The sequence below is a fragment of the Pedobacter frigiditerrae genome, from assembly GCF_004331645.1.
Lineage (GTDB): Bacteria > Bacteroidota > Bacteroidia > Sphingobacteriales > Sphingobacteriaceae > Pedobacter > Pedobacter frigiditerrae.
Map to the genome: position 1 here is coordinate 874,899 of NZ_SJSK01000001.1, position 23,512 is coordinate 898,410.

Here is a 23,512-nt window from a genome sequence, read left to right on the forward strand (position 1 = left end):
AAAACTCTAAGAAAATGAATTTATTCGACGTATACCCACTTAACGATATAGAAATTACAAAAGCATCAGGCAGTAATGTTTGGGATGCTAACGAACAAAAATATTTAGATTTATATGGCGGTCACGCTGTGATAGCTATTGGTCATACTAACCCACATTATGTAACTCGTTTAACCGACCAATTAAACAAAGTTGGATTTTATTCTAATTCAGTTAAAATTCCGTTGCAGGTTCAATTGGCAGAGAAATTAGGCGAAGTTTCTGGCAAAAAAGATTTCCAGTTATTCTTATGTAATTCTGGTGCCGAAGCAAATGAAAATGCTTTAAAATTGGCATCGTTTTACAATGGAAGAAAAAAGGTAATTGCTTTTTCTGGTTCATTCCACGGACGTACTTCATTGGCTGTAGCCGTTACTGATAATCCGAAAATTGTTGCGCCAGTTAACCAAACTGAAAACGTAGTCTTTTTACCTCACAATAACGAAGTTGCTTTAGAAGAAACTTTTAAAGCGCAGGGCGATGAAATTTGCGCTGTAATTATTGAAGGCATTCAAGGTGTTGGCGGCATTAAAGAAGCTTCAAAAAGTTTTTTGCAAAAAATCCGTTCACTTTGTGATGAATATAATGCAGTTTACATTGCAGATTCTGTTCAATGCGGTTATGGTAGAACAGGTTTATTCTATTCACACGATTACGCTGGCGTAGAAGCAGATGTTTATACAATGGCTAAAGGAATGGGTAATGGGTTTCCTGTTGCAGGAATTTCAATTGCTCCAAAATTTAAACCTTGGCACGGTGAATTAGGAACAACTTTCGGAGGGAACCATTTAGCTTGTGCTGCGGCTTTGGCTGTTTTAGAAGTTATGGAAAAAGATAACTTGATGAAAAATGCCGAAGAAATTGGAAATTATTTAATTGAAGAATTGAATAAATTCGAACAGGTAAAAGAAGTTAGAGGTCGCGGTTTAATGATTGGCATCGAATTGCCAGAAGAACTAGCTCACGTTAAAAAGGATTTGTTGTTTAAACATTTCATTTTTACTGGAGAAGCTAAGCCAAATGTAATCCGTTTATTACCCGCTTTAAACTTAACCAAAGCTCACGCAGATGAATTTTTGGTGGCATTCAGCAAACTAGTTAAATAATATTATTTATAATTTAAAGCCCTTTTAGGGGTCTGGAGTATGAAACTTTTCACTTCCGTACACGATGTTCCGAGCATCAAACAATTTGTAAAGGATGCACTTGCATTGAAGGCAAACCCTTATGCGCATCAAGATTTGGGTAAAAACAAAACCTTAGGACTAGTTTTTATGAACCCTAGCTTGCGTACTCGTTTAAGCACTCAAAAGGCTGCTTTAAATTTGGGTATGAACGTTATGGTAATGAACTTGGACAAAGAAGGCTGGGCATTAGAGACTCAAGATGGCGTGGTAATGAACGGCTCAACTGTTGAACACATTCGTGAAGCAGCTGCTGTAATGGGTCAATATTGCGATATTTTAGGCTTACGCTCTTTTCCAAAATTGAATAATCGAGAAGAGGATTACAGTGAAGATTTCTTCAACAAATTTGTTAAATATTGTGCTGTACCAGTTGTTAGTTTAGAAAGTGCAACTCGCCACCCTTTGCAAAGTTTTGCAGATATCATTACCATCCACGAAACTTGGAACCCACTAAGAGTTGGAGCTAATGCTAAACCAAAAGTTGTTTTGGCTTGGGCGCCACACGTAAAAGCGTTACCACAAGCGGTGCCGAATTCATTTGCCGAGTGGATGTGTAAAGCACAAGCAGAAGGAATGATAGATTTTACCATTGCACAACCAGAAGGTTATGAACTTGCTGAAGACTTTACGCCTGGAGCTAAAATTGAATATAATTTAGAAGAGGCTTTAGCAGGTGCTGATTATGTGTATGTTAAAAATTGGAGCAGTTACAAAGAATATGGTAAGGTTTTAACTTATCCAGACGGCTGGATGATGAATAACGATAAATTGAAATTTACAAATGATGCTAAAGTGATGCATTGTTTGCCTGTTCGCCGCGATTTAGAATTGTCTTCTGAAATTTTAGATGGACCAAATTCACTAGTTATTCACGAAGCTGGTAACAGACTTTGGTCGGCACAAGCAGTGTTAAAAGCAATGTTGGAAGAATTATAATAGTATGTTACGGGTTGTGAGTTGCGGGTTACAGGTCAGTGCGCCTAAACTCGTAACCCATAACCCGCAACCCATAACCCATATATGAAACAACTAACCATCATAAAAATAGGCGGGAACGTAATTGACAATTCTCAGAATTTACATCAATTCTTGTTAGACTTTACTGCTTTACCGGGAGATAAAATTTTAGTTCACGGAGGTGGAAAAATTGCCACTGAACTTGGAGAGAGTTTAGGCATTGAAGCTAAAATGGTTGATGGAAGGCGGATTACTGATATCGAAACTTTGCGCATTGTAACAATGGTTTACGCCGGATTAATCAATAAAAACATGGTGGCACAATTGCAAGCAAAAGGTAATAATGCAATTGGTTTAACTGGTGCAGATGGAAATATCATTAAAGCTAAAAAACGCCCTGTAAAAGAAATAGATTATGGTTTCGTTGGTGATTTAGATGAAAATTCTATTTCTTCAACTACGTTAGATAGCTTATTGAAAGCAGGTTTAACGCCAGTTTTGTGCGCAATTACGCATGATGGTGATACACAGTTGCTAAATACAAATGCAGATACAATCGCGTCAGCTGTTGCGGTCGCCATGTCGTCATTATATAAAACACGATTGGTATATTGCTTCGAGAAAAAAGGTGTGCTGAAAGATGTAAATGATGATGCGACAGTGGTCCGAGAAATTAAATCGAGTGAATTTGAAGGCTTAAAAGCTGATGGTACAGTTGCAGGTGGAATGATACCTAAATTGCATAATGCCTTTGAAGCAATTAATAAAGGAGTTGCTGCTGTTTACATTGGCAAAGCTGATGAGTTAGGCGAATTGGAAAGTGGGAGCTTTGGAACAAAAATGCTGAAATAAGGTAGAAGGTTAAAAGGCGGAAGGTTGAAGGTCTTTACTATTTGCAGGAAAAGAAACCAATTTAACCACTGCCCTTGCAAACTAAACCTGATAGTAGCGAACACGAAGTGCAACGAAGTAAAGCGGATAGCAGGATTAACATTAATAGTTGTACAGAGCCTGCTTTTCTAATAAATATTAAATCGGTGAAATCACATTAATCTGTGTAATCAAATGAAAAAAAAAATAGCAATTATAGGTTCTGGAAATATCGGTATTTCTTTAGCGAAAGGATTAGTAAAAGCTGACTATACATCGGCTGCTCAAATTACTTTAACACGTAGAAGTTTAGATCACCTTAAACCCTTTGAAGTCGCAGGATTTAATATCAGCAATGATAATAAAACAACCGTTGCAAATGCTGATGTTGTAATTTTAGCGGTTTTACCACAACAATTAAATACTGTTTTAGATGAAATATCATCGGCTATTAATCCCAGTAAGCATTTGATAATTTCTGTAATTTCAGGCGTAAGTTGTGCTGCGGTAAAAGATAAGTTGGGTAATGATGTGGAAGTAATTAGAGCAATGCCAAATACAGCAATTGCAATTGGTCAATCTATGACTTGTATTGCAAGTGATAATGCTTCTGCAGAGAATTTAGCTGACGTTACGAAAATGTTTGAAACAGTTGGTTCGGTTGTTAAAATAAACGAAGATTTAATGACTTCGGCAACTGCGCTTTGTGCTTGTGGTATTGCTTTCTTTTTAAGGGCAATCAGAGCAGCTTCACAAGGTGGAGTTGAAATTGGTTTTCACGCAGATGAAGCTTTAAAAATGGCTGTTCAGACGGCAAAGGGTGCTGCAGATTTACTTTTATTACATGGAACACATCCAGAATCAGAAATAGATAAAGTAACTTCGCCAAAAGGTTGTACCATTGCTGGCTTAAACGAAATGGAACATAATGGTTTTAGTTCATCACTAATTAAAGGCATTAAACTTTCGGCTTTAAAGGCAGGGAATTTGTACACAAAAGAAGGTTAAAAAGGTTGAAGGTAGGAAGGTTGAAGGTGAAAACCCTAACCCAATACTCAATACGCATTACTCAATACGATGTTAGAAAATATACAAAAAGAAAGTTTGGATTTATTGCGACAATTAATTCGCATCCAATCTTTTAGTAAGGAAGAAGATAGAACGGCGAATTTAATTGCACAGTTTTTAGAAGAACGAGGTGTAAAAACCTATCGTAAGATGAATAATGTTTGGGCATATAACCAACATTTTGATGCTACAAAACCTACATTGCTTTTAAACTCTCACCACGATACCGTTAAGCCAAATTCTGGTTACACTCGCGATCCTTATGATGCTGCCATTGAAGGCGATAAACTGTTCGGTTTGGGTAGTAATGATGCGGGCGGTTGTTTGGTTTCATTGATTGGGACTTTCCTTTATTTCTATCCTCAAGAAGATTTAAAATATAACATTTGTTTAGCCGCAACGGCGGAAGAAGAGATTTCAGGCAATAACGGATTGGAATTAGTTTTGCCAGATTTAGGCGAATTAGAATTCGGGATTGTTGGCGAGCCAACCGAAATGAATTTGGCTATTGCCGAGCGTGGTTTGTTGGTTTTGGATTGTACATCCCACGGAAAAGCTGGTCACGCGGCAAGGGAAGAAGGAGAAAATTCAATTTATAAAGCACTAAAAGATATTGAGTGGTTTAGAAACTATCAATTCCCAAAAGTTTCTGAAGTTTTTGGTCCGTTAAAAATGACGGTTACGATTATTAACGCTGGTTCACAACATAATGTGGTTCCTGCAAATTGTACTTTTACTGTTGATGTTCGTGTAACAGATTCTTACACCAATGAAGAGGTTTTGGAGATTATCAGAGCAAATGTAGATTGTGATGTTACGCCTCGTTCTATTCGCTTAAAACCATCGTCAATTGATAAAAATCATCCGGTGGTAGTAGCTGGTGTAAATTTAGGCAAAACTACTTATGGTTCTCCAACTACATCAGACCAAGCTTTATTAGATATTCCATCAGTAAAATGTGGTCCAGGTTTTTCTGGCCGCTCGCATATGGCTGATGAATTTTTATATGTTCGCGAAGTTGCAGAAGGTGTGGCAGGTTACGTAAATATGCTAAAGCCAGTTATTAACGGTAAATAGAATAAAAAAAATTGTCATTCCGAAGAACGAGGAATCTATTACGGAAATTTAGCGTAATAGATTCTTCGTAAGCTCAGAATGACAAACTAGTTTTAGTTCCCTTCACCTCCATCGAAAGCCCTAGTTTCTAAATGTTTCTCCATATCTAAACGATTAACACCTTTGCTCCACCATTCTGGTGCAGGTTTTCCTTTTAGCATATAATCGAAATATTCCATCATGCGAACAGCGTAATCTTTACGATTTGGCAATTTAGCTATGCCGTGATTTTCTCCACGATAAGTAATCATCACTACTGGTTTATTCAATCTTCTTAATCCGTTGTAATATTCAATTCCTTGAGTGAAATCCACAGCACCATCTTTATCGTTGTGTAAAAGTAATAGCGGTGTTTGCACTTTTTTAATGTGATAAACAGGAGAGTTGCGAGCAAAAGCATCCCAGTTATCCCAGTAACCTGATGTTAAACGACCTTGACTAGCTTCAAAAATAGCTTGGTTTGTGCCACCACTATTCCAATAAATTAAACTGTACATACTAATCATATTAGTTAGTGGAGCACCAGCTGCTGCAGCCTTAAAAATATTTGTTTGTGTAATTAAGAATGAAGTTTGATAACCGCCCCAAGAGTGACCGTGAATGGCAACATTTTTTTCATCAACCACACCTGTTGCAATTGCAGCTTTAACCGCAGGCACTACGCAAGCAACTGCCGACATACCTGGGTCGTTTAATTTGTATTTAATATCTGGCTCTAAAACTGCGTAACCATTGCTTAAATACACTGCTTTGTTAAATCCACCACCTGGGAAACCGGGCATCGTATAGCTATTCAAACCATCGGTTAAACGTTCATAAATGTAAGTAATGGTAGGGTAAGATTTACCGGCAACATAGTTAGCTGGTAAATATAATGCAGCTTGCAAACTGTCGCCATTGGCACTTACATAATCAATTAATTTTACTCCAGATGTCCATGCATATTTAGCTTGGTCTGGCGTATTTGAATTTACTTTTTTAGGAGCCACTAAATCGCTACTTGCACTAGCATAATAAGTTGGAGATTCTTGATAGTTGCTTTTTGCATAAGTGAACACTTTACCTTTTTCTGCCTTTGCAAAAGCCCCGTAAGAATTATCATCCATAAATAAGATGTTAATCTTGTTTTTACCAGCAGGAAGAATTCCAATACCAGCCTTTTTATCTCTAACATTGAATACGCCGAAATATTGGTCTTTGCTTAAATCTGTACCTTTTTCATCTTCATAAATACGGTATCTCATTGCAACTTCTGTCTTTTTGCTTTTCCAATTGTCAGAAAGTGCAACTACATTTTTGCCATCGGCAGAGATTTTCCATAAATCATAGTTGTCCATGATTAAGGCGTATTTAGAATCGCTAGACCAGCCTAAGTTTTGGGTCGAAGGTTTCAAAACATTATGATCATCCAATTCATTAATGAAAGATGATTTAATATTTCCTGTCAGATTAGCAGTAGCACCTGTCTCTAAATTAATGCTATAGAAAACACCATCTACATAATAACTAGCCATTTTACCGTTTGGCGCAACTGATAATCTCCCGCCATTTGAAGCATACATTTTTTCGAATAAACGTTTTTTAGCACCAGTTTTAAGGTCGATTAGATAAATGTCGGTATAACTTTGCCCATCTAAGTTCCCAGCTAATTCGTAGTTAGAATTGTCATAGCCAATTGCATAAAGTTGTTTTGGTACAATTGTAACAGAACGCATATTGCTATCTGCTAGCTGTGTGAATTTTTTATCCGCAATGCGATAAGAGCTAGTATAACTGAAACTTTTGTCTCTCATTTCTTGCGTTTGTTGTGCAGATTGAAGACGTTTATCTTGCCAGTTCCAGATAATCATATCAGGTTTTTCGATATCTTCTTTTTTTGGTTCAGGTTTAACCAATTTTGCTAAACTATCAGCTTTAGCATCTGGTTTTTTTGATTTCGAAACGCTGTCTGTTTTTTTGTCTTCCTTTTTTTCTAGTGTATTAATGCCGAAAAACAAGGTAGACTGGTCGTCTGACCAATAAGGTGTTGCATTGGTATTTACACCTTTTCCTTTCGGGAAAGTTGCATCATCTAAACTGTTGTAAATTACTTTGCTGGTTAAATCGCCATTGATTTTATTGATACCTATTACACTAAAAACATCTTCTTTGTATTTCTCGTTTTTGTTAGATTTTAGTAAGGCAAAAGCAGTTCCTTCTTCATTCCAGTTTATACTTTTATAAACAGCTTTGTCGTTATCCAAAGCCGTAGTCAAACCAGTTTTCATATCTCTTAAAAACACACCGTTTCCGTTTTGTCCATTTGCATCAACAGTATAAGCTAGCTGGTCGCCAGCTTTATTAAATGCAAATTCCGAAACATTACCAATGTTGAAGCTCTTTTTTGTAGCCAAATTATAAAGTAAAACATCGGTTCCTTTGGCTGCATCTTTATCTTTTGGTGCACTTTCTAATGCAGAAAATTGTATGGCAATCCACGAAGAATTTTCACCAGAAAAACTAAAACTCCTTACTCTTTCAAATGAAGTTTGCTTGTTGTCGGCCAGAGAAACTATCGTTAATTTATCATACAAAGGTTTCATTGTTTTTCTGGCAGCTTTAAATTCGGCATCTTTGGCTGAAACCCTAAAAGCTGCGTACTTAGAATCTTTTGAGAACAATAATCCATTTGCAGTTGCACCAATTGGATAAGAATGACTTAGCGTGTCGAATGTTTTACGAATAGTCAATTTCAAATCTCCTTCCGTTGGTCCGCTTGCCCAAGCCATCCACTGACCATCAGGCGATAACGTATTTCCTCTGTTGTAAGTCCACTTTGAAATGTCTTTCCAAGTTAATGCCGGTCGTTGTTGGGCAAAACCGTTAGTTGCAACGGATATTGCAAAAACGAGTAGAATAAATTTTAAATTCTTCATAATTAAGGGTTTGTTTGGACGAAAATAGTGTTTTTAAATAAATTTAAAGCAAGGCGGAATAAATTGACCGTTTAGATACTTGATACTAAATACTTGCTACTTATTCGTACTTTTGCAAAGCATTTTAAGCGCATAAAAATTACAATGAAGATTTGGCAAAAAAATATTGAAGTAAATAAAGGCATCGAAACATTTACAGTTGGTAAGGATAGAGAATTGGATTTACAAATGGCAGCTTTTGATGTTTTAGGTTCTTTGGCTCACGTAGAAATGTTGGCCAGTATTAATTTGCTAACAGCTGATGAATTAGTCGAAGTTCAAACTGCTTTCAAAGTAATTTATAAAGAAATTGAAGAAGGAAAATTTACCATTGATGATAGTGTAGAAGATGTACATTCTCAAGTAGAATGGTTGTTAACGCAACGCATTGGCGAAGCAGGTAAAAAAATTCATAGTGGTCGTTCTCGTAACGACCAAGTTTTGGTTGACTTGAAGTTATATTTCAGAGCTTGCATACAAGAAATGGTTGAGAATACTTCAACCTTGTTTAACCAATTAATTTCGCTAAGCAATACCCATAAAGACAAACTTTTACCTGGTTATACGCACCTGCAAATTGCAATGCCATCTTCTTTTGGGTTATGGTTTGGTGCTTATGCAGAGAGCTTGGCCGATGATATGGAATTGATGCTTGCTGCTTATAAAGTTTGTAACAAAAACCCATTAGGTTCTGCTGCTGGATACGGTTCTTCCTTCCCACTAAATAGAACAATGACAACCGAATTGCTAGGGTTCGAAAAACTAAATTACAATGTGGTTTATGCGCAAATGGGTAGAGGTAAAACAGAAAGAATTTTAGGTCAGGCAATGTCTTCTGTGGCTGCTACTTTAGCAAAAATGGCGATGGATGTTTGTTTGTTCATTAACCAGAATTTTGGTTTTATCACTTTTCCTGATGAATTAACAACTGGATCTAGCATTATGCCACATAAAAAGAACCCAGATGTTTTTGAATTGATTCGTTCTCGTTGTAATAAAATTCAGGCTTTGCCAAATGAAATTGCAATGATGACTACCAATTTGCCATCTGGTTACCATAGAGATTTACAGTTGTTAAAAGAGAACCTTTTCCCAGCAATCACTTCTTTAAATGAATGCTTAGAAATGACAACTTTCATGTTGCAAAACATCACCGTTAAAGACCATATTTTAGACGATAAAAAGTACGATTATCTATTTAGCGTTGATGTGGTGAATGAACTAGCTTTAAACGGAACACCTTTTAGAGAAGCCTATAAAATTGTTGGTGAAACCATTGAAAATGGAACTTTTGCGCCAAATAAAACGGTTAAGCATACGCACGAAGGAAGCATTGGAAATCTTTGTAATGATGAAATTAGCGCAATGATGAATGAAGTTTTAGCGCAATTTAAATTTGAGAAGGTAAACAAAGCAATAACGAATTTGGTTAAATAGGGAGCTTTAATTTCTTAACTCGTCATTGCGAAAGACGAATCTGTAATAACAATATAAAATCTACATGAAATGAATGTATCAGTATTAGCAAACACACTTATAGGCTCAGAAATCATTAAAATTGGAAACGAAGTTAATGACATGAAGCGCAAGGGTGCTCAAATTGCAAACCTAACTATTGGCGATTTTGATTCATCCATTTTTCCAATTCCAAAACCACTAGAGGAAGCGATTGTAAAGGCATATCGCGAAGGTCATACCAATTATCCACCAGCAGATGGTATTTTACCATTACGTGAAACAGTAGTTGAAATCTTAAAAGACCGTTATGAGTTAGAATATGGTTTAAACGAAATCTTAATTGCAGGAGGTTCTCGTCCGTTAATTTATGCAACATATTTGGCATTGATAGACCCAGGAGATACGGTGATTTACCCAGCCCCATCTTGGAATAACAATCACTATTGCCACTTATCGGCAGCAAAAGGTATTGCAATTGAAACTACAGTTGAAAATAATTTTATGCCAACTGCAGCTCAGCTAAAACCTCATTTAAAAGGCGCAACTTTACTGGCTTTATGCTCGCCATTAAATCCAACGGGAACTATGTTTACGCAACAACAGTTGGAAGAAATTTGCGATATCGTAATAGAGGAGAATAAATCACGCAAAGCGGATGAAAAACCTCTGTACATCATGTACGACCAGATTTATTCATTGTTAACTTTTGATAAAGAACACGTAAATCCAGTTGGTTTACGTCCAGAATTAAAAGATTATACCATTTACATTGATGGCATTTCTAAATGTTTGGCCGCTACAGGCGTGCGAGTAGGCTGGGCATTTGGACCAGAAAATGTGATTGGTAAAATGAAATCTTTGTTAGGTCACATTGGTGCTTGGGCGCCAAAAGCAGAGCAAGTTGCTGTGGCAGATTATTTCAAAAACAAAATATTGGTTGATGAGTTTTTAAGTAGTTTTAAAGCACAAGTTCAAGCAAGTTTAGATGAATTGTATAAAGGCTTTCAGCAATTAAAAAGTGAAGGTTTTGCTGTTGATGCAGTTATCCCGATGGGAGCAATCTACCTAACTTTGAAAATAGATTATATTGGTAAAACCACACCAAGTGGCGATTTGCTAAAAAACAGCGCTGATGTTAACTTCTATTTAATTAAAGAAGCACAAGCAGCTATCGTTCCATTCTCAGCCTTTGGCAACGATGAAAATATGCCTTGGTTCAGAGCGTCAATTGGTGGTTGTTCTTTACAAGATATTAAGGATATGTTACCTAGAATTGCAACAGCTTTAAGCAAGTTGAAATAATAGAAAAAACCTCGTAGGTTTTAATTCCTGCGAGGTTTTAAAAGCCCCTTTAGGGGTTTGGGGTTAATCTTCCCTGCTTCCATCATCAGCCATTCTCACCATTTTTGGTTCAAATTTCGCAATCACATCCACTAAATCAGTTTGTGCAGCCATTACCTTATTAATGTCTTTATAAGCCATTGGCGCTTCATCTAAACCTGCACCGATTAAGGTTACATTATGGTCTTTTAAAATGGCTTTCATATCAGATTTGGTAATAGATTGAATCGCCTTTGTACGGCTCATTAATCGCCCTGCGCCGTGAGAAGCAGAATTAATTGAGCTTGTCTCGCCTTTTCCTCTAACCAAAAATCCTGGCGCCGTCATGCTTCCTGGAATAATTCCCATGACGCCTTTTCCAGCTGGAGTAGCACCTTTTCTGTGAACGATAAGTTCTTCACCATTTAAAGTTTCTTTCCAAGCAAAATTATGATGGTTTTCTACCTTCGCTAAAACCTTTGCCCCAATGGCTTTAGTTAACCTTTTATGTATCACCTCGTGACAGGCAGAAGCATAATCACCCGCTAAATTCATTGCAATCCAGTATTCTTGACCTTCTGCAGTATTCATGTCTAAATAAGCAAGGTTAATTGCTTCTTTAGGCAACTTGCAAATCTCCTTGGCTATTTTGGTGTAATGACCCGCTATAGTTGCTCCAAATCCACGAGAACCTGAATGAGTTAACAAAGCCACATAACGTCCTTTGTCGATATTCAAAACTTCATCTCGTTCTGCAAAATCTATAATTCCCCATTCCACAAAGTGATTCCCGCCACCAGAGGTGCCTAATTGAGCCCAAGCTTTTCCGTGTAAATTTTTTAAGAAAGGAGTGGAGTTGAAATCTTCATTTTCTAAAACTTCATGGTCTGCTCTTTCTAAGGACCTAAATTCTCTCCCTGCACCAAACCTTGTAAAAGCAATTAACTCTCTCTTATACATGTCATCTTTACCAAAGTAATGCTTCTCAGGAATATCGAATATGCTCAACGCCATTCGGCAACCTATGTCAACACCTACTCCATATGGAATTATTGCATTACGAGTAGCTAAAACACCGCCAATTGGCAAACCATACCCTTGATGCGCATCAGGCATTAAGGCACCAGCTTCAGTAACTGGTAATTTCATGGCAATGTTCATTTGGTCTTTTGCGCCATCTTCAATATAGTTTTCTCCAAAGACAGCATATGCTTTTGCATTTTCGATTAAATCAATCGTGCCATCGCCTTTCGGATTTGCTTCTTCTATAATTGCTGTTGCCAAAACACCTAGCACTTTATCATCCAAAAAACTTTCTGGATAATTTTTTACCTTTTTTAATAATTTTTGAACTTCATTTATTTCGATATCTTGAAAATTGTCTTTCAAGATTTCTAAAGCCAAGCCTAATGTTTTCCTTCGGTATAACCCAAGGCTTTAAGGGTTTTGCCTGTTATTTCTGTTTTCATTTCACTCCTAATTAAACCTCGGCAGGCATCGTTCACCTAGCCGAGGGCATCTAAATTTAATTTATTTTACGAAGATTTGTTTCAATTGGTCAACAATTTGTCCGCTTCCAGATAAACTGATGGTATTGATTTTCTCTGCGATTTTCTCCACGTATTCCATTTCTTTCAATTTGTACAACATGGCATTGTCTTCCATTAGTTTTGCGGTATTCAACAAACTTCTGGTCGATGCAGTTTCCTCTCTTCTAGTAATCATATTGGCTTGAGCTTTTTTCTCAGCAATTAAAACTTGGTTCATGATGTCTTTAATCTCACCAGATAAAATGATGTCTTTTACACCACAACTTGCCAATTTTACGCCTAAGTCTCCAGCTTTTTCGATGGTGCTTTCTAAAATTGAAGTTCCAATTTTTTCTTTGCTCTCCATCAATTCGTCAAAGGTCATCAAACCCACAGTTTCCCTTAAAGCTAATTGCATCAAGATGTACAATTGTTTTTCGAAGTCTTTGTTAGCCAATAAAGCTTTAACAATGTCTTCTACTTTGTATTGAATTGTAAAGTTCATTCTCAATTGCGCTTTATCTTTTGTTAAAATCTCTTGACCAATAACCTCCATGTTCAATTGCCTCATATCGGTTTTTAAAACTTGGATAATGGTGCTGTTTTTCCAGTAAATGTAATTGCCCGCCTCCATCACTTTTTCAAATTTGCCATCAATCAACAACAAACCTTTTTCGTAAGATTCTACTTTAAAAGCTCTGATGAAGTTGAATAAAGAACCTTTTTCATATAAGTATTTGTCAATTCTCTCATCAACTTCGATGGTGCTGATATCAATTTTAATAAACTCGTATTCAGATAAGCCTTTCCAGATTGCATATCTACCTGCAACTAAAACGTTCTTGAAATTTTTGTTTTGATAAACCAAAGTCAACTCATTATCGGCAACATTAACTACATAAATTAATTTGGCAAAGTCGGCATTCAATAATAACACATCTAACTCTGCAACAGTGTAATAATATTCTTTACTCATGTCATACAAAGTGATGGTTTCGCCAAAACCTAACCAATATCTTCCTGTGATTAATACTCTTTTTAATTCTCCGTTTTTAAACACCAATCCAACATAATTGGTGTTAATTGTAATTTTTCTCATGTTTTTTGATGTTTAAAATTTATAATTATTTAATTGTTAATCCTTTTAAAAAGCATTGCGAAAACATTCATTCGTTTTCTGCGGAAGTAAATTGCTTTCAGTTGTTTTTAAGAACGAAATCAGCTTTTGGAGTTTGTCATATTCTTTTGAATATTACTTTTACCGCTAGAAGATTTGATTTTTAAATCAGCACCTTTTTCGTTTTACTTTCAAAGCAAAAAGCAAATTTGCTTTTGAAGATTTACAACATCTTGTAAGCAGAATGCATTTCACAACGCTAGTTTTTGAGAAATTTGAAGTATCTCTTCTTTTTAGATGGAACCCTAATCCATTGCATTACCAGTTTGCTATTTCCATAATGGTTGGAAAGCAGGATTCGAACCTGCATTTGAGTTGTTATTCTACCCCTGAACTATTCCGATTGCTCGGAAGTGGGATTCGAACCCACGACACACAACGTGTTTAGGCAAACTATCATCTTCCTATCAGTATATGATGATGCAACGCACTCATACTTTGGAGCCATTAGAAACCCACAACTAGGATAGGTGTAAACTTTAGTATTGCCATTCCGATTATTCATCGGAATATCTTTATATCTATTATATTTAATCAAAGAACTTTATCGCTGAGCGACATTACAAAGTTGTTTAGCTACTACGCAGTACATTTGCGCAACAAAAAATATATTTAGATAAATATTTTAAGTTATTGATAGTCAGTATAAAAATTTTGTAAATAAGATAATATCTACAAAATAAAATTTCAATTGCGCAGTTGTGTTGCGTAGATAAAATGAAGATTGTTATATTTAATCGATTAATTTTAAGCGGTCTTTGTAAAAACGCATTAAAACTTTAGATATGGCTATCAATAAATTAGCGCTCATCAGATACAAAACAATTGATGATTGTTTGAGAAATCGTTTCCGTAAATGGACTTTGGATGATATCATTGAGAAGGTTGCAAAAACACTTTACGAGTTAGAAGGGATTACCACAGGTGTAAGTAAACGAACCATTCAGGCAGATATTCAGTTAATGAGAAGCGATAAGCTAGGTTACAATGCGCCAATTGTTGTGCAAGACAAGCGTTTCTATGCTTATGAAGATTCTAATTTTAGCATTACAAAAGCTCCAATAAACAATTCAGATGTTGATAAAATGAAGGAAATAGTGGGCGTTTTAAAACAGTTTAACGCTTTTAATTATTTCGATGAGATGAGCGATATGATTGCCCGATTGGAGAATAACTTGTACAAAAGCACCAAACAAACGGGAAATAATATTCAGTTAGAAGGCAACAAGTTGGTTAAAGGTTTAGCATGTATTCCAGATTTATATCGTGCTATATTAAATAAAGTGCCCTTGTTAATCGAGTATAAATCTTTTAAGGCTAAAGAATCTCAACAACAAATTTATTACCCATATCTGCTAAAGGAATATAGAAATAGATGGTTTCTGATTACAAAATCGAAAAAAAGCCCGCAATTATTAACTCTTGCTCTAGACAGAATTGTCGAATTTCAAGAATTACCAAACGAAGAGTTTAAAGCTTACCAAGGTGTAGATTTTGATAGATATTTCGAGGATGTAATTGGGGTAACCAAAAGTGAAAAGGATAGGGGCCAAAAGGTAATATTAGAATTTGAAAACTACCATGCGCCGTACATCATTACCAAACCGCTGCATGATTCTCAAATAGTACTCACTAAAAACGAAAAAACCACAACTGTTAGAATAGATGTGGTTTTAAATTATGAATTAGAAAGAGAAATTTTAGGTTTCGGCGAATGCGTAAAAGTGCTTGCGCCAAGATTATTAGTCTCTAAAATAAAACGAAGGTTAGCAAATGCAAATAAACAATATGAAGAAAAACCTGCTTTGCCCAATGAACAATTGAACCAATGAACTATTTAAACTCGCTCGTTTTATGGAATTCAATATCTGGATAATCTCTCATCGTCATATTAATCATAAACTCATTATCTGCTAAGTAAACTGGATTACCATCTTTATCCTCGCCAATATGCTGTTGTTTACGTTTTAAAAACTCTTCTAATTTTTTAGGGTCTTTTGATGTTACCCAATTAGAACGAGTGTAACTCAACATCCTAAAATGTGCTTTTGCACCATATTCGTGCTCTAACCTGAAAGCGATTACCTCAAACTGTAAATCTCCAACAGCACCAATTACTTTTCTATTACCAGGTTGCATGACGAATAATTGCGCAACACCTTCTTCAGTTAATTGTTGTAAGCCCTTTTCTAGCTGTTTAGTTTTTAATGGGTCTCTATTCTCAACTTCCTTAAAAATTTCAGGAGAGAAGCTCGGAATTCCCTTAAACTGTAATTTCTCGCCTTCTGTTAAGGTATCTCCGATTTTGAAAGTACCACTATCATATAAACCTACCACATCGCCTGGCCAAGCTTCTTCAACAATGCTTTTTTCGTTGGCCATAAAATCCATCGGATTGGAGAATTTTATTTTTTTGTTATTCCTGGTGTGATAGAAGAACTTATTTCGCTCAAACTTACCAGAGCAAATTCTTAAAAAGGCTATTCTATCTCTATGGTTTGGGTCTAAATTGGCGTGAATTTTAAATACAAAACCACTAAAATTCTTTTCAGTTGCTAAAACAGTACGTTCTTCTGCCTCTCTACTTTTCGGACTAGGAGCAATGTTTACAAACGTGTCTAACAATTCCTTAATCCCGAAGTTATTGATTGCACTACCAAAAAATACTGGTGCTAATAAACCTTCTAGGTACATTTCCTTATCAACAGCACCATAAACGCCTTCAACTAATTCCAATTCTTCTTTTAAAGTCGATAATGATTTTTCAGGTAGAAACTGCGCTAAATTCTCATCATCTAAACTATTAACTTCAATAACTGGAGTACTTATTTTCTTTTTGTCTGGCTCAAATAAGTTAAGGTGATTGTTGTAAATACTATATACACCTTTAAAAGTGTGCCCCTGACCAATTGGCCAACTCAATGGACATAAACTGATGTTTAATTTGCTTTCAATTTCATCTAATAAATCAAAGGCATCTTTACCCTCACGGTCCATTTTGTTAACGAAAATAATTACTGGCGTGTTTCTCATTCTACAAACTGACATCAGTTTCTCAGTTTGCTCTTCCACACCCTTTACGCAGTCTACCACCAAAATAACACTATCAACAGCAGATAAAGTACGGTAAGTATCTTCAGCAAAATCCTTGTGGCCTGGAGTGTCTAAAATATTGATACGCTTACCGTTATATTCGAAACCCATTACAGATGTTGCTACCGAAATACCACGTTGTTTTTCAATTTCCATAAAATCAGAAGTGCTACTTTGGTTCGCTTTATTCCTTTTTACGGCACCAGCAGTATTAATTGCACCACCAAAAAGCAGAAACTTTTCAGTTAATGTGGTTTTACCAGCATCGGGGTGACTAATAATTGCAAACGTTTTTCTTTTTTCTATTTCAGGATTAACCATGGATTTTTTATTGATAATGTGGGCAGAAACTTAATTAAATAGCAGCAGCAAGGCTTTATAAAAAGCGAAGAGGGAATAATATGGCTGTGGCTTGTTTCATTGCGCTGCAAAGGTAAGAATATTTAAAAGAGTATAAAGTATTTAGTAGCAAGTATAAAGAGAGGCTGTTTTTTGAGCGCAAGGTTAGATGCATGATTAAAGCTAGTCCAGCTTCTTGCCTACGGAAGGCAGGTACGCTAAATCTTTTTAATTGCCCTTCGACTACGCTCAGGGTGAGATTAAAAAAGGATATCGCTTTCCCCGAGTTATCGGGACTGGTCTATTTAACTTATTCTTCTACAAGTAAGACAGACCTAGTGACTAACGTTCACAAGAGAGAAGCGTTGGCTTTTCAAATCATTAAGCATAAAAAAAGCCGATTAAAAAACCGGCTCTTCTTGTTCATAACAATTATTTTTATCCTCTTCCTGGACGGCCACCGCCTCCACCTCTCTCACCACGACTTTCTGAACCACCACCAGAGCTCCTTTGTTGTGGAGCTGATTGGGTACGCTCTACACGTTGAGGTTGTGATTGTGGTCTTTCCATTCGTTGTTGAGGTTGCGCTTGTTGTACAGGTTGAGGGCGTTCAACTCTTTGTTGCTGAGGTTGCGCCTGCTGAACTGGCTGCTGACGCTCAACTCTTTGTTGTTGTGGCATTTCTCGGCTACGTTCTACCCTTTGTTCTTGCGGTTGAGATTGCGGTGTAGGTTGACTACGCTCAACTCTTTGAGAGGGGTTATTGTTGCCGTCACTTCTTCTGTCAAAAACACTTGGTCTTTGGTTGGCAACACCATTATTCTCATTACCTCGATTACCGTTTTCTCTTCCTTGAGGAGCAGTAACTTCATTTCCATTTCTAGAAGGCCTAGTTGAAGTGCCACCGTTGTAACCCCTGTCAGAATTCCTATCGCCACCTTGATTTACGTTTCCATTGTTTCTATCAAATCCGCCATTATTATTTCCCCTGTCACCACGATTAGCAGTTACGTTATTGTTATCTCTATTATCTCTATTATCTCTTCCAACTGGTCCGCGGTTAATACTACCTTGAACGGCATTTCTTGGAGCTGAGTTTCCATTGTCTCTACTAGCACGTGGGCTGTAAATGTTTACATTTCTATCATCAATTCTAGAGGCACCTGGTCTACTGCTTCTGTTTACATTGTAAACAGTTACATTTTGATTAGTTGCACGTCTTACTTCCTCAGCTCTTGGGCCAGTATAATAAGTTCTATTGTTACGAACGTAAGTGTTATTGATAATTACAGTATTCTGGATGTAAACCCTGTTTCTGCCATAGTTATAACGAGGATAACTGTTGATGTAAATATTGTTGTAAGGAATAAAGTTCCAGCACATATCCGGCACTCTATAACCGCTTCTGCCAATATTTATACCGATACTAATGCTTGGTCCTAAAGGAGCCCATCCATAGTAACCACCGCCACTTCTCCAACTTACCCAAGCTGGTCCCCAAACTGTATCAGGTAACCACACCCATTGGTTATAACGATTGTAAATCCAACGGCCGTAGTGAAACGGAGCCCAACCCCAATCGTAGTTACTTACCCAAGTATTTCCATACTCGGTCATAGCCCAACGACCATTACTGTAATAAGGCCTAAAATCTTCTTGGTCTACATCCGGGCGCCAAACATACCCATATTGTGGGTCCTGAATCCAAGTTCCATAAGGAGAAAGTTCATCGTAAAACGATTGTAAGGAAACATCCTCTTGCTGAGCCTTTGCTACTTGTGTGGTTCCGGCAAATAAGAGCATGAGACCTACCAGCATTGCTGGTAATTTGATCATGTTTTTCATTTTGTGTGTGTTTTAAAATTTATAATTAACCTAACGCTTTGTGTATATCAATTTGAACACCATTTTTAATTAAGGATTAAGCCAACATTAACAATCTGTGTTATTACTTCATTTTAACGCTTTTCTTTACAATTAAGTGTTTTAAGGTATGCCAAAAGCAACTCCTAGGATGTGTAAAAAATAAGGCGGGCAGAACTAAATTTGCTACATTTTGTGAAATCCAATCAAACAATATTGTCTGTTCGCTGTTTAGCCAAACCTTTGTAATGCTTAAAGCACGCTTTTATTGGCTTAAAACTGTACTTTTGTAGCTTAAAGTTTAGCTATGCAAAGAGGTACCTTATTTTTAATCCCAGTTCCGTTGGCAGAAAATGCCCAAAATAAATCTTATACACCATTTTTGATTGATACAATTAATGTAATTAAAACCTACATTGTTGAAAATGAAAAAACAGCTCGTAAGTTTTTAAAGGAAGCTGGTTTAAAAACACCACAAAGTGAATTGCTTATTCACGATTTTGGCAAACACAAACGTGGAAACTCTTTAGTGCCTTATTTTACCCAACTAATGTCTGGTATTGATGTTGGTTTAATGAGCGAAGCAGGCTGCCCAGGCGTTGCTGACCCTGGTGCAGAAATTGTTGCAGAAGCACATAAACGTGGAATAAAGGTGGTGCCCTTAGTTGGACCGAACTCTATGATACAAGCCTTGATGGCTTCGGGACTTAGTGGACAAAGCTTTACATTCCATGGTTATTTACCAATTGATAAAGTAGATAGAGCTAAAAGAATTAAAGAATTAGAAAGTCTTTCTGAGAAGAATAAACAAACCCAATTGTTTATGGAAACACCTTTTAGAAACAATCATTTATTTGAAGATGTATTGAAAAACTGTGGAGGAAGTACTCAGCTCTGCGTAGCCTGTAATATTAACGGAGAAGATGAATACATTAAAACCTTAACTGTTGGTGCTTGGAAAAGTGAAAGAATAGACCTACACAAAAAGCCAACAGTATTTTTGATTTATAAAGCTTCTTAGTTAATTCATTGCTGCTTGCTTCAGCGAAGGGGTCAAAGTATTATCTATACATGTTTTTTTGTTCGATGAACTTTAACACATTATCTGGAACAAAAAATTGTATGTTTTTATTGTCTTTTAAAGCTTTACGAATAAAAGTAGAAGAGATTTCCATTTCTGGTGTATCCGTAAAAGTAATTGACGGATGACTTTGCCATTCACTTACATTGGCGCCAGGACGTGGATAAACATAGATATGATAATCTTTTAACAAAATTTCGTAATTCTTCCATTTTTTTAAGGACGCCAAATTATCTGCTCCCATTATTAAAACGAATTCTTTTTCTGGGTAACGTTCCTGTAAATAAGTAAGTGTATCTATGGTGTAAGAAGGTTGTGGCAACTTAAATTCTATATCACTCACCTTAATTTGTGGCGCATTTTCTGTAGCCAATTTTGCCATTTCTAAGCGGTCGTACATATTAGCCAAACCGCTCTTTTGCTTTAATGGGTTATGAGGGGAAACAACTAACCAAACTTCTTTCAAGCCACTAAAGCTTGCCATATAGTTAGCAATAACTAAATGCCCAAGATGTATTGGATTATAGGAACCGAAAAAAAGGCCAGTTTTCATTTTAACTTATTTCGACAAGAATTCGCCGATTAATTTTTCAGCTTCTTTACAGGCAATTTCTAAATCGTAGTTCTTAAGAATTACATCAAATTTATCAGCATATAAAAGTTCTTTTTCTGCTTTAACGAAACGTTCTTGTAGTTTCTCTTGACTATCAGTTCCTCTGCCAGTTAAACGTTCTTTTAATACTTCTAAGGATGGTGGTTGAACGAAAATAGCCAATGCATCATCTTCATATTTCCTTTTTAAGCGTAAGCCACCTTCCACATCAATATCAAAAATTACATGTTTACTAGAATCCCAAATCCTTTGAATCTCTGAACGTAGGGTGCCATAAAACGTTCCGCTGTAAACCTCTTCAAACTCTACAAATTCTTGACGAGCAACTTTATGTAAAAAATCTTCTTTGGTAATGAAATAATAATCGTTTTCGTGTTTCTCTGTTCCACGAGATTCTCTGGTTGTTGCAGAGATAGAGAAACTTAATTGCGGAAATTTCTCTAGTAAGTGTCTTACAATGGTTGTTTTACCAGCTCCTGATGGTGCAGAAAATATAATGAGTTTGCCTTGTTTCATTTTTAATAAGCCTAAAGGCTAAAGCGAAAAGACCAAAGCTTTAGACTTTGTGCTTTAAGCTTTTAGCTCTTATAACACGTTCAATAACTGTTCTTTAATTTTTTCTAATTCTTCTTTCATTCCCACCACTAATTGCTGTATGTGCGCATCATTAGCTTTGGCACCCATGGTATTAATTTCTCTACCAATTTCTTGAGAGATAAAACCTAATTTTTTACCGTTGGCGTCTTTGCTTTTCAAAGTTGCCATAAAATAATCACAGTGGCTTTTTAAACGGGTTTTCTCTTCAGTAATGTCTAACTTATCAATGTAATAAATCAATTCTTGCTCTAAACGATTTTGGTCAACGTTTACCTTGCCAACAGTTTCTTCCAAAAACTGAGTTAATCTAGCTTTAACTTGTGGAACTCGTAACGGAGCTAATTTATCTATCTCGGCAAAAAAATCTAAAATATTTTGAATGCGAAGCTCTAAATCTGTTCTTAAAACCTTGCCTTCATCTTCTCTAAACTGATTAAAATTGGCCAGTGCCTTTAAAAATGTTTGATGTAAAACGTCCCAATCATTTTCTCCAACTTCTTCTTCTGTATAGGTAATTACTTCTGGAAAATTAAGCGCTGTTTGCAAAAGATTTGCAGAATTTGCGCCCAATGAAGCATTAATTTCTTCTAATTGTTTGTAATAACGAGTTAACAAAGTGGTGTTAATTGTAGCCCCTTTCTGATTATCATCGCTACGTTCAATGTTTACAGAAACATTAACTTTTCCTCGTTCAATATCTTTACTACAAGTATTACGTAATAAAAGCTCTTTATCTGAATATGCTCTAGGTAATTTTAAATTTAACTCCAAAAACTTAGAGTTTAGAGATTTTATCTCAACAGCAAACTTTACATTTTCTATATCAGTAGCCGCCAAGCCAAAGCCTGTCATTGATTTTATCATGTGCAAAGATAAGAAAAAAAGGGAAAAGGTTTAAGGTAGTAGGCAGAAGGCTATAAATGGCATAACCCTATGAGTTATCCAGCTAGAGAACTCCTAAGGGACTAATTATGGGCAATCTCAACTACCAAATAAGTGGCCGAGGCCCAACTTACCTAACTTAAGTTCGCTGTACAAGTAAAAGTCCAACAAAGCTCAATTTAGCACTAATAAAGTTGTTTTTTTAAGGCTTTTGTCGAAGCAGACCCCTAGTTGGCGTCTTGTCCTCACAGAAGAAATGGTAGAAGCATAGCTAGACCATGATAAAGAAACAAGAAGGTTAATCTTTTTATTTGGTTAGGCTTAAGTCGAGTAGTTGTAGCCGTCGCCTTAGCTGTTAATAGCGTAAGCTATTCATTAGTATATCCTTTGTTGTAATGGCTTCATCCTACGTTCATTTTTCGTTAATCTTACGTTCATCCTTCGTCTTTAAAGGCTTTAAGTATCAGTCTTGATGGCTTTTTGCTAATTTAATTGAAAGCAGGTGCCCTGGGCAGCCATAGCTATTACCTGTAAGTGAAATTTGGCGAATAAGACTCAAGAAGAAATGGCTAATTGCCAAAACGCTATTAGAAGGGATTGTGGATTTTATCTTTTACGCTAGGCATTCCCTTAAAACTTTAAAATAGCTCCTTCCATTAAGTCGTAAACTTTTTGCTTAAGCATGGGAAGGTCATCTTGTGTTAATCCTTTTACATCCACAGGTGTGATAAAAACTGTAGTTAATAAACCCGGACGGGCTTTTAGCGGAGTAACTCTAGGCAGTAACTCTCTATTATTAATCATTACAAATGGCATTAAGGGTGTTTGAGTTTCAATCGCAATTCTAAAAGCGCCATCATAAAACTCGCTTAATGGCTTGTCAGTTTTATTCATCGTTCCTTCAGGGAAAATGAGAATTGATTGCCCATTGCTAATGTCTGTTTTTAAAGCACTAACAGATTCTTCACGACTTTCCTTATTACTTCTGTCTATTAAAACAACAATTCGTTTATAGATTAAGCCGAACACAGGAATTTTGGTCATCTCAACTTTTCCAAGCGGACTAAAATATTGTGGAATGCCAATACAAACGGCAATAGCGTCTAAGTAAGAACCATGATTACCTACATAAATATGAGGAATATCTTGATTAATTAAATGTGTATTTTTTGTTTTAATCCAAAAGAAGGAAGCAGCACTAAATCCCCAAGCCCAGCACCTTAACAGAAATAGAATAATCCGTTTGCCTGTTGTTTTTGATAAGATTGCCGAAGCCAATAATACAAAAGGTAATGCAATGAACATCAAGGAGATAAAAATTATCCCTGCATAGACTAAATATATCCCTGATAAAACTTTTGACATTAAT

At 36.2% G+C, this 23,512-nt stretch carries 18 protein-coding genes and 1 tRNA gene; 9 read left to right on the forward strand and 10 right to left on the reverse strand.

The window, feature by feature from the left end; genetic code table 11:
* Nucleotides 1-14 precede the first annotated feature (14 nt).
* The 5 genes from EZ428_RS03790 to EZ428_RS03810 all read left to right on the forward strand — a co-directional run bounded on the left by EZ428_RS03790 (nucleotide 15) and on the right by EZ428_RS03810 (nucleotide 5,198).
* Nucleotides 15-1,145, forward strand: a complete 1,131-nt coding sequence (locus tag EZ428_RS03790; RefSeq protein ID WP_131551772.1) for an aspartate aminotransferase family protein — start codon at nucleotides 15-17, stop codon at nucleotides 1,143-1,145.
* 39 nt (nucleotides 1,146-1,184) lie between these two features.
* Complete coding sequence (locus EZ428_RS03795; protein WP_131551773.1) at nucleotides 1,185-2,162, forward strand: Rossmann-fold NAD(P)-binding domain-containing protein; 978 nt, start codon at nucleotides 1,185-1,187, stop codon at nucleotides 2,160-2,162.
* A gap of 84 nt (nucleotides 2,163-2,246) precedes the next feature.
* Entirely contained in the window at nucleotides 2,247-3,035 is a 789-nt protein-coding gene (argB, locus tag EZ428_RS03800; RefSeq protein WP_131551774.1) for an acetylglutamate kinase, read from the forward strand.
* Nucleotides 3,036-3,248: 213 nt separating this feature from the next.
* Nucleotides 3,249-4,061: a pyrroline-5-carboxylate reductase gene (gene proC, locus EZ428_RS03805; RefSeq protein ID WP_131551775.1), complete on the forward strand. Its 813-nt coding sequence runs from the start codon at nucleotides 3,249-3,251 to the stop codon at nucleotides 4,059-4,061.
* Nucleotides 4,062-4,130: 69 nt separating this feature from the next.
* On the forward strand, nucleotides 4,131-5,198 hold the full coding sequence (locus EZ428_RS03810; protein WP_131551776.1) for a M20 family metallo-hydrolase: 1,068 nt from the start codon (nucleotides 4,131-4,133) through the stop codon (nucleotides 5,196-5,198).
* Between the two features lie 92 nt (nucleotides 5,199-5,290).
* On the opposite strand, the gene EZ428_RS03815 is transcribed toward EZ428_RS03810, so the two are convergent.
* Nucleotides 5,291-8,152: a S9 family peptidase gene (locus EZ428_RS03815; protein WP_131551777.1), complete on the reverse strand. Its 2,862-nt coding sequence runs from the start codon at nucleotides 8,150-8,152 to the stop codon at nucleotides 5,291-5,293.
* A gap of 144 nt (nucleotides 8,153-8,296) precedes the next feature.
* Here EZ428_RS03815 and argH point away from each other — a divergent pair, with 144 nt between their 5' ends.
* Together argH and EZ428_RS03825 are read left to right on the forward strand one after the other, a co-directional pair.
* The gene (argH, locus tag EZ428_RS03820) at nucleotides 8,297-9,628 is read left to right on the forward strand and encodes an argininosuccinate lyase (protein ID WP_131551778.1); all 1,332 of its coding nucleotides are present in this window, start codon (nucleotides 8,297-8,299) and stop codon (nucleotides 9,626-9,628) included.
* A gap of 69 nt (nucleotides 9,629-9,697) precedes the next feature.
* Nucleotides 9,698-10,951 (forward strand): pyridoxal phosphate-dependent aminotransferase, encoded by a 1,254-nt coding sequence (locus tag EZ428_RS03825; RefSeq protein WP_131551779.1) that lies wholly within the window; start codon nucleotides 9,698-9,700, stop codon nucleotides 10,949-10,951.
* A gap of 63 nt (nucleotides 10,952-11,014) precedes the next feature.
* Here the strand turns inward: EZ428_RS03825 and EZ428_RS03830 are convergent, their stop codons facing one another.
* From EZ428_RS03830 to EZ428_RS23915, 3 genes are all read right to left on the reverse strand, one after another.
* Nucleotides 11,015-12,358 (reverse strand): RtcB family protein, encoded by a 1,344-nt coding sequence (locus EZ428_RS03830; RefSeq protein WP_225870988.1) that lies wholly within the window; start codon nucleotides 12,356-12,358, stop codon nucleotides 11,015-11,017.
* 141 nt (nucleotides 12,359-12,499) lie between these two features.
* Nucleotides 12,500-13,597, reverse strand: coding sequence for a slipin family protein (locus EZ428_RS03835; protein ID WP_131551781.1), 1,098 nt, complete (start codon nucleotides 13,595-13,597; stop codon nucleotides 12,500-12,502).
* Nucleotides 13,598-13,956: 359 nt separating this feature from the next.
* Nucleotides 13,957-14,017 (reverse strand) — tRNA-OTHER (locus EZ428_RS23915).
* Between the two features lie 443 nt (nucleotides 14,018-14,460).
* Between EZ428_RS23915 and EZ428_RS03840 the strand changes: the two genes are divergently transcribed.
* The gene (locus EZ428_RS03840; protein ID WP_131551782.1) at nucleotides 14,461-15,507 is read left to right on the forward strand and encodes a helix-turn-helix transcriptional regulator; all 1,047 of its coding nucleotides are present in this window, start codon (nucleotides 14,461-14,463) and stop codon (nucleotides 15,505-15,507) included.
* A 1-nt stretch (nucleotide 15,508) separates the two neighbouring features.
* Here the strand turns inward: EZ428_RS03840 and EZ428_RS03845 are convergent, their stop codons facing one another.
* Both EZ428_RS03845 and EZ428_RS03850 read right to left on the reverse strand, forming a co-directional pair.
* Nucleotides 15,509-17,089: a peptide chain release factor 3 gene (locus EZ428_RS03845; RefSeq protein ID WP_131551783.1), complete on the reverse strand. Its 1,581-nt coding sequence runs from the start codon at nucleotides 17,087-17,089 to the stop codon at nucleotides 15,509-15,511.
* A 456-nt stretch (nucleotides 17,090-17,545) separates the two neighbouring features.
* Entirely contained in the window at nucleotides 17,546-18,952 is a 1,407-nt protein-coding gene (locus tag EZ428_RS03850; protein ID WP_131551784.1) for a DUF6600 domain-containing protein, read from the reverse strand.
* Nucleotides 18,953-19,277: 325 nt separating this feature from the next.
* Between EZ428_RS03850 and EZ428_RS03855 the strand changes: the two genes are divergently transcribed.
* On the forward strand, nucleotides 19,278-19,991 hold the full coding sequence (locus EZ428_RS03855; protein WP_131551785.1) for an SAM-dependent methyltransferase: 714 nt from the start codon (nucleotides 19,278-19,280) through the stop codon (nucleotides 19,989-19,991).
* Nucleotides 19,992-20,031: 40 nt separating this feature from the next.
* On the opposite strand, the gene nadD is transcribed toward EZ428_RS03855, so the two are convergent.
* From nadD to EZ428_RS03875, 4 genes are all read right to left on the reverse strand, one after another.
* The gene (nadD, locus tag EZ428_RS03860; protein ID WP_131551786.1) at nucleotides 20,032-20,604 is read right to left on the reverse strand and encodes a nicotinate (nicotinamide) nucleotide adenylyltransferase; all 573 of its coding nucleotides are present in this window, start codon (nucleotides 20,602-20,604) and stop codon (nucleotides 20,032-20,034) included.
* A 6-nt stretch (nucleotides 20,605-20,610) separates the two neighbouring features.
* Nucleotides 20,611-21,180, reverse strand: a complete 570-nt coding sequence (gene gmk / locus EZ428_RS03865; RefSeq protein ID WP_131551787.1) for a guanylate kinase — start codon at nucleotides 21,178-21,180, stop codon at nucleotides 20,611-20,613.
* Nucleotides 21,181-21,249: 69 nt separating this feature from the next.
* A complete protein-coding gene (locus tag EZ428_RS03870) occupies nucleotides 21,250-22,113 on the reverse strand; it encodes a YicC/YloC family endoribonuclease (RefSeq protein WP_131552451.1) in 864 nt (287 codons plus the stop codon).
* Nucleotides 22,114-22,773: 660 nt separating this feature from the next.
* The gene (locus tag EZ428_RS03875; protein ID WP_131551788.1) at nucleotides 22,774-23,508 is read right to left on the reverse strand and encodes a lysophospholipid acyltransferase family protein; all 735 of its coding nucleotides are present in this window, start codon (nucleotides 23,506-23,508) and stop codon (nucleotides 22,774-22,776) included.
* Nucleotides 23,509-23,512: the final 4 nt, after the last annotated feature.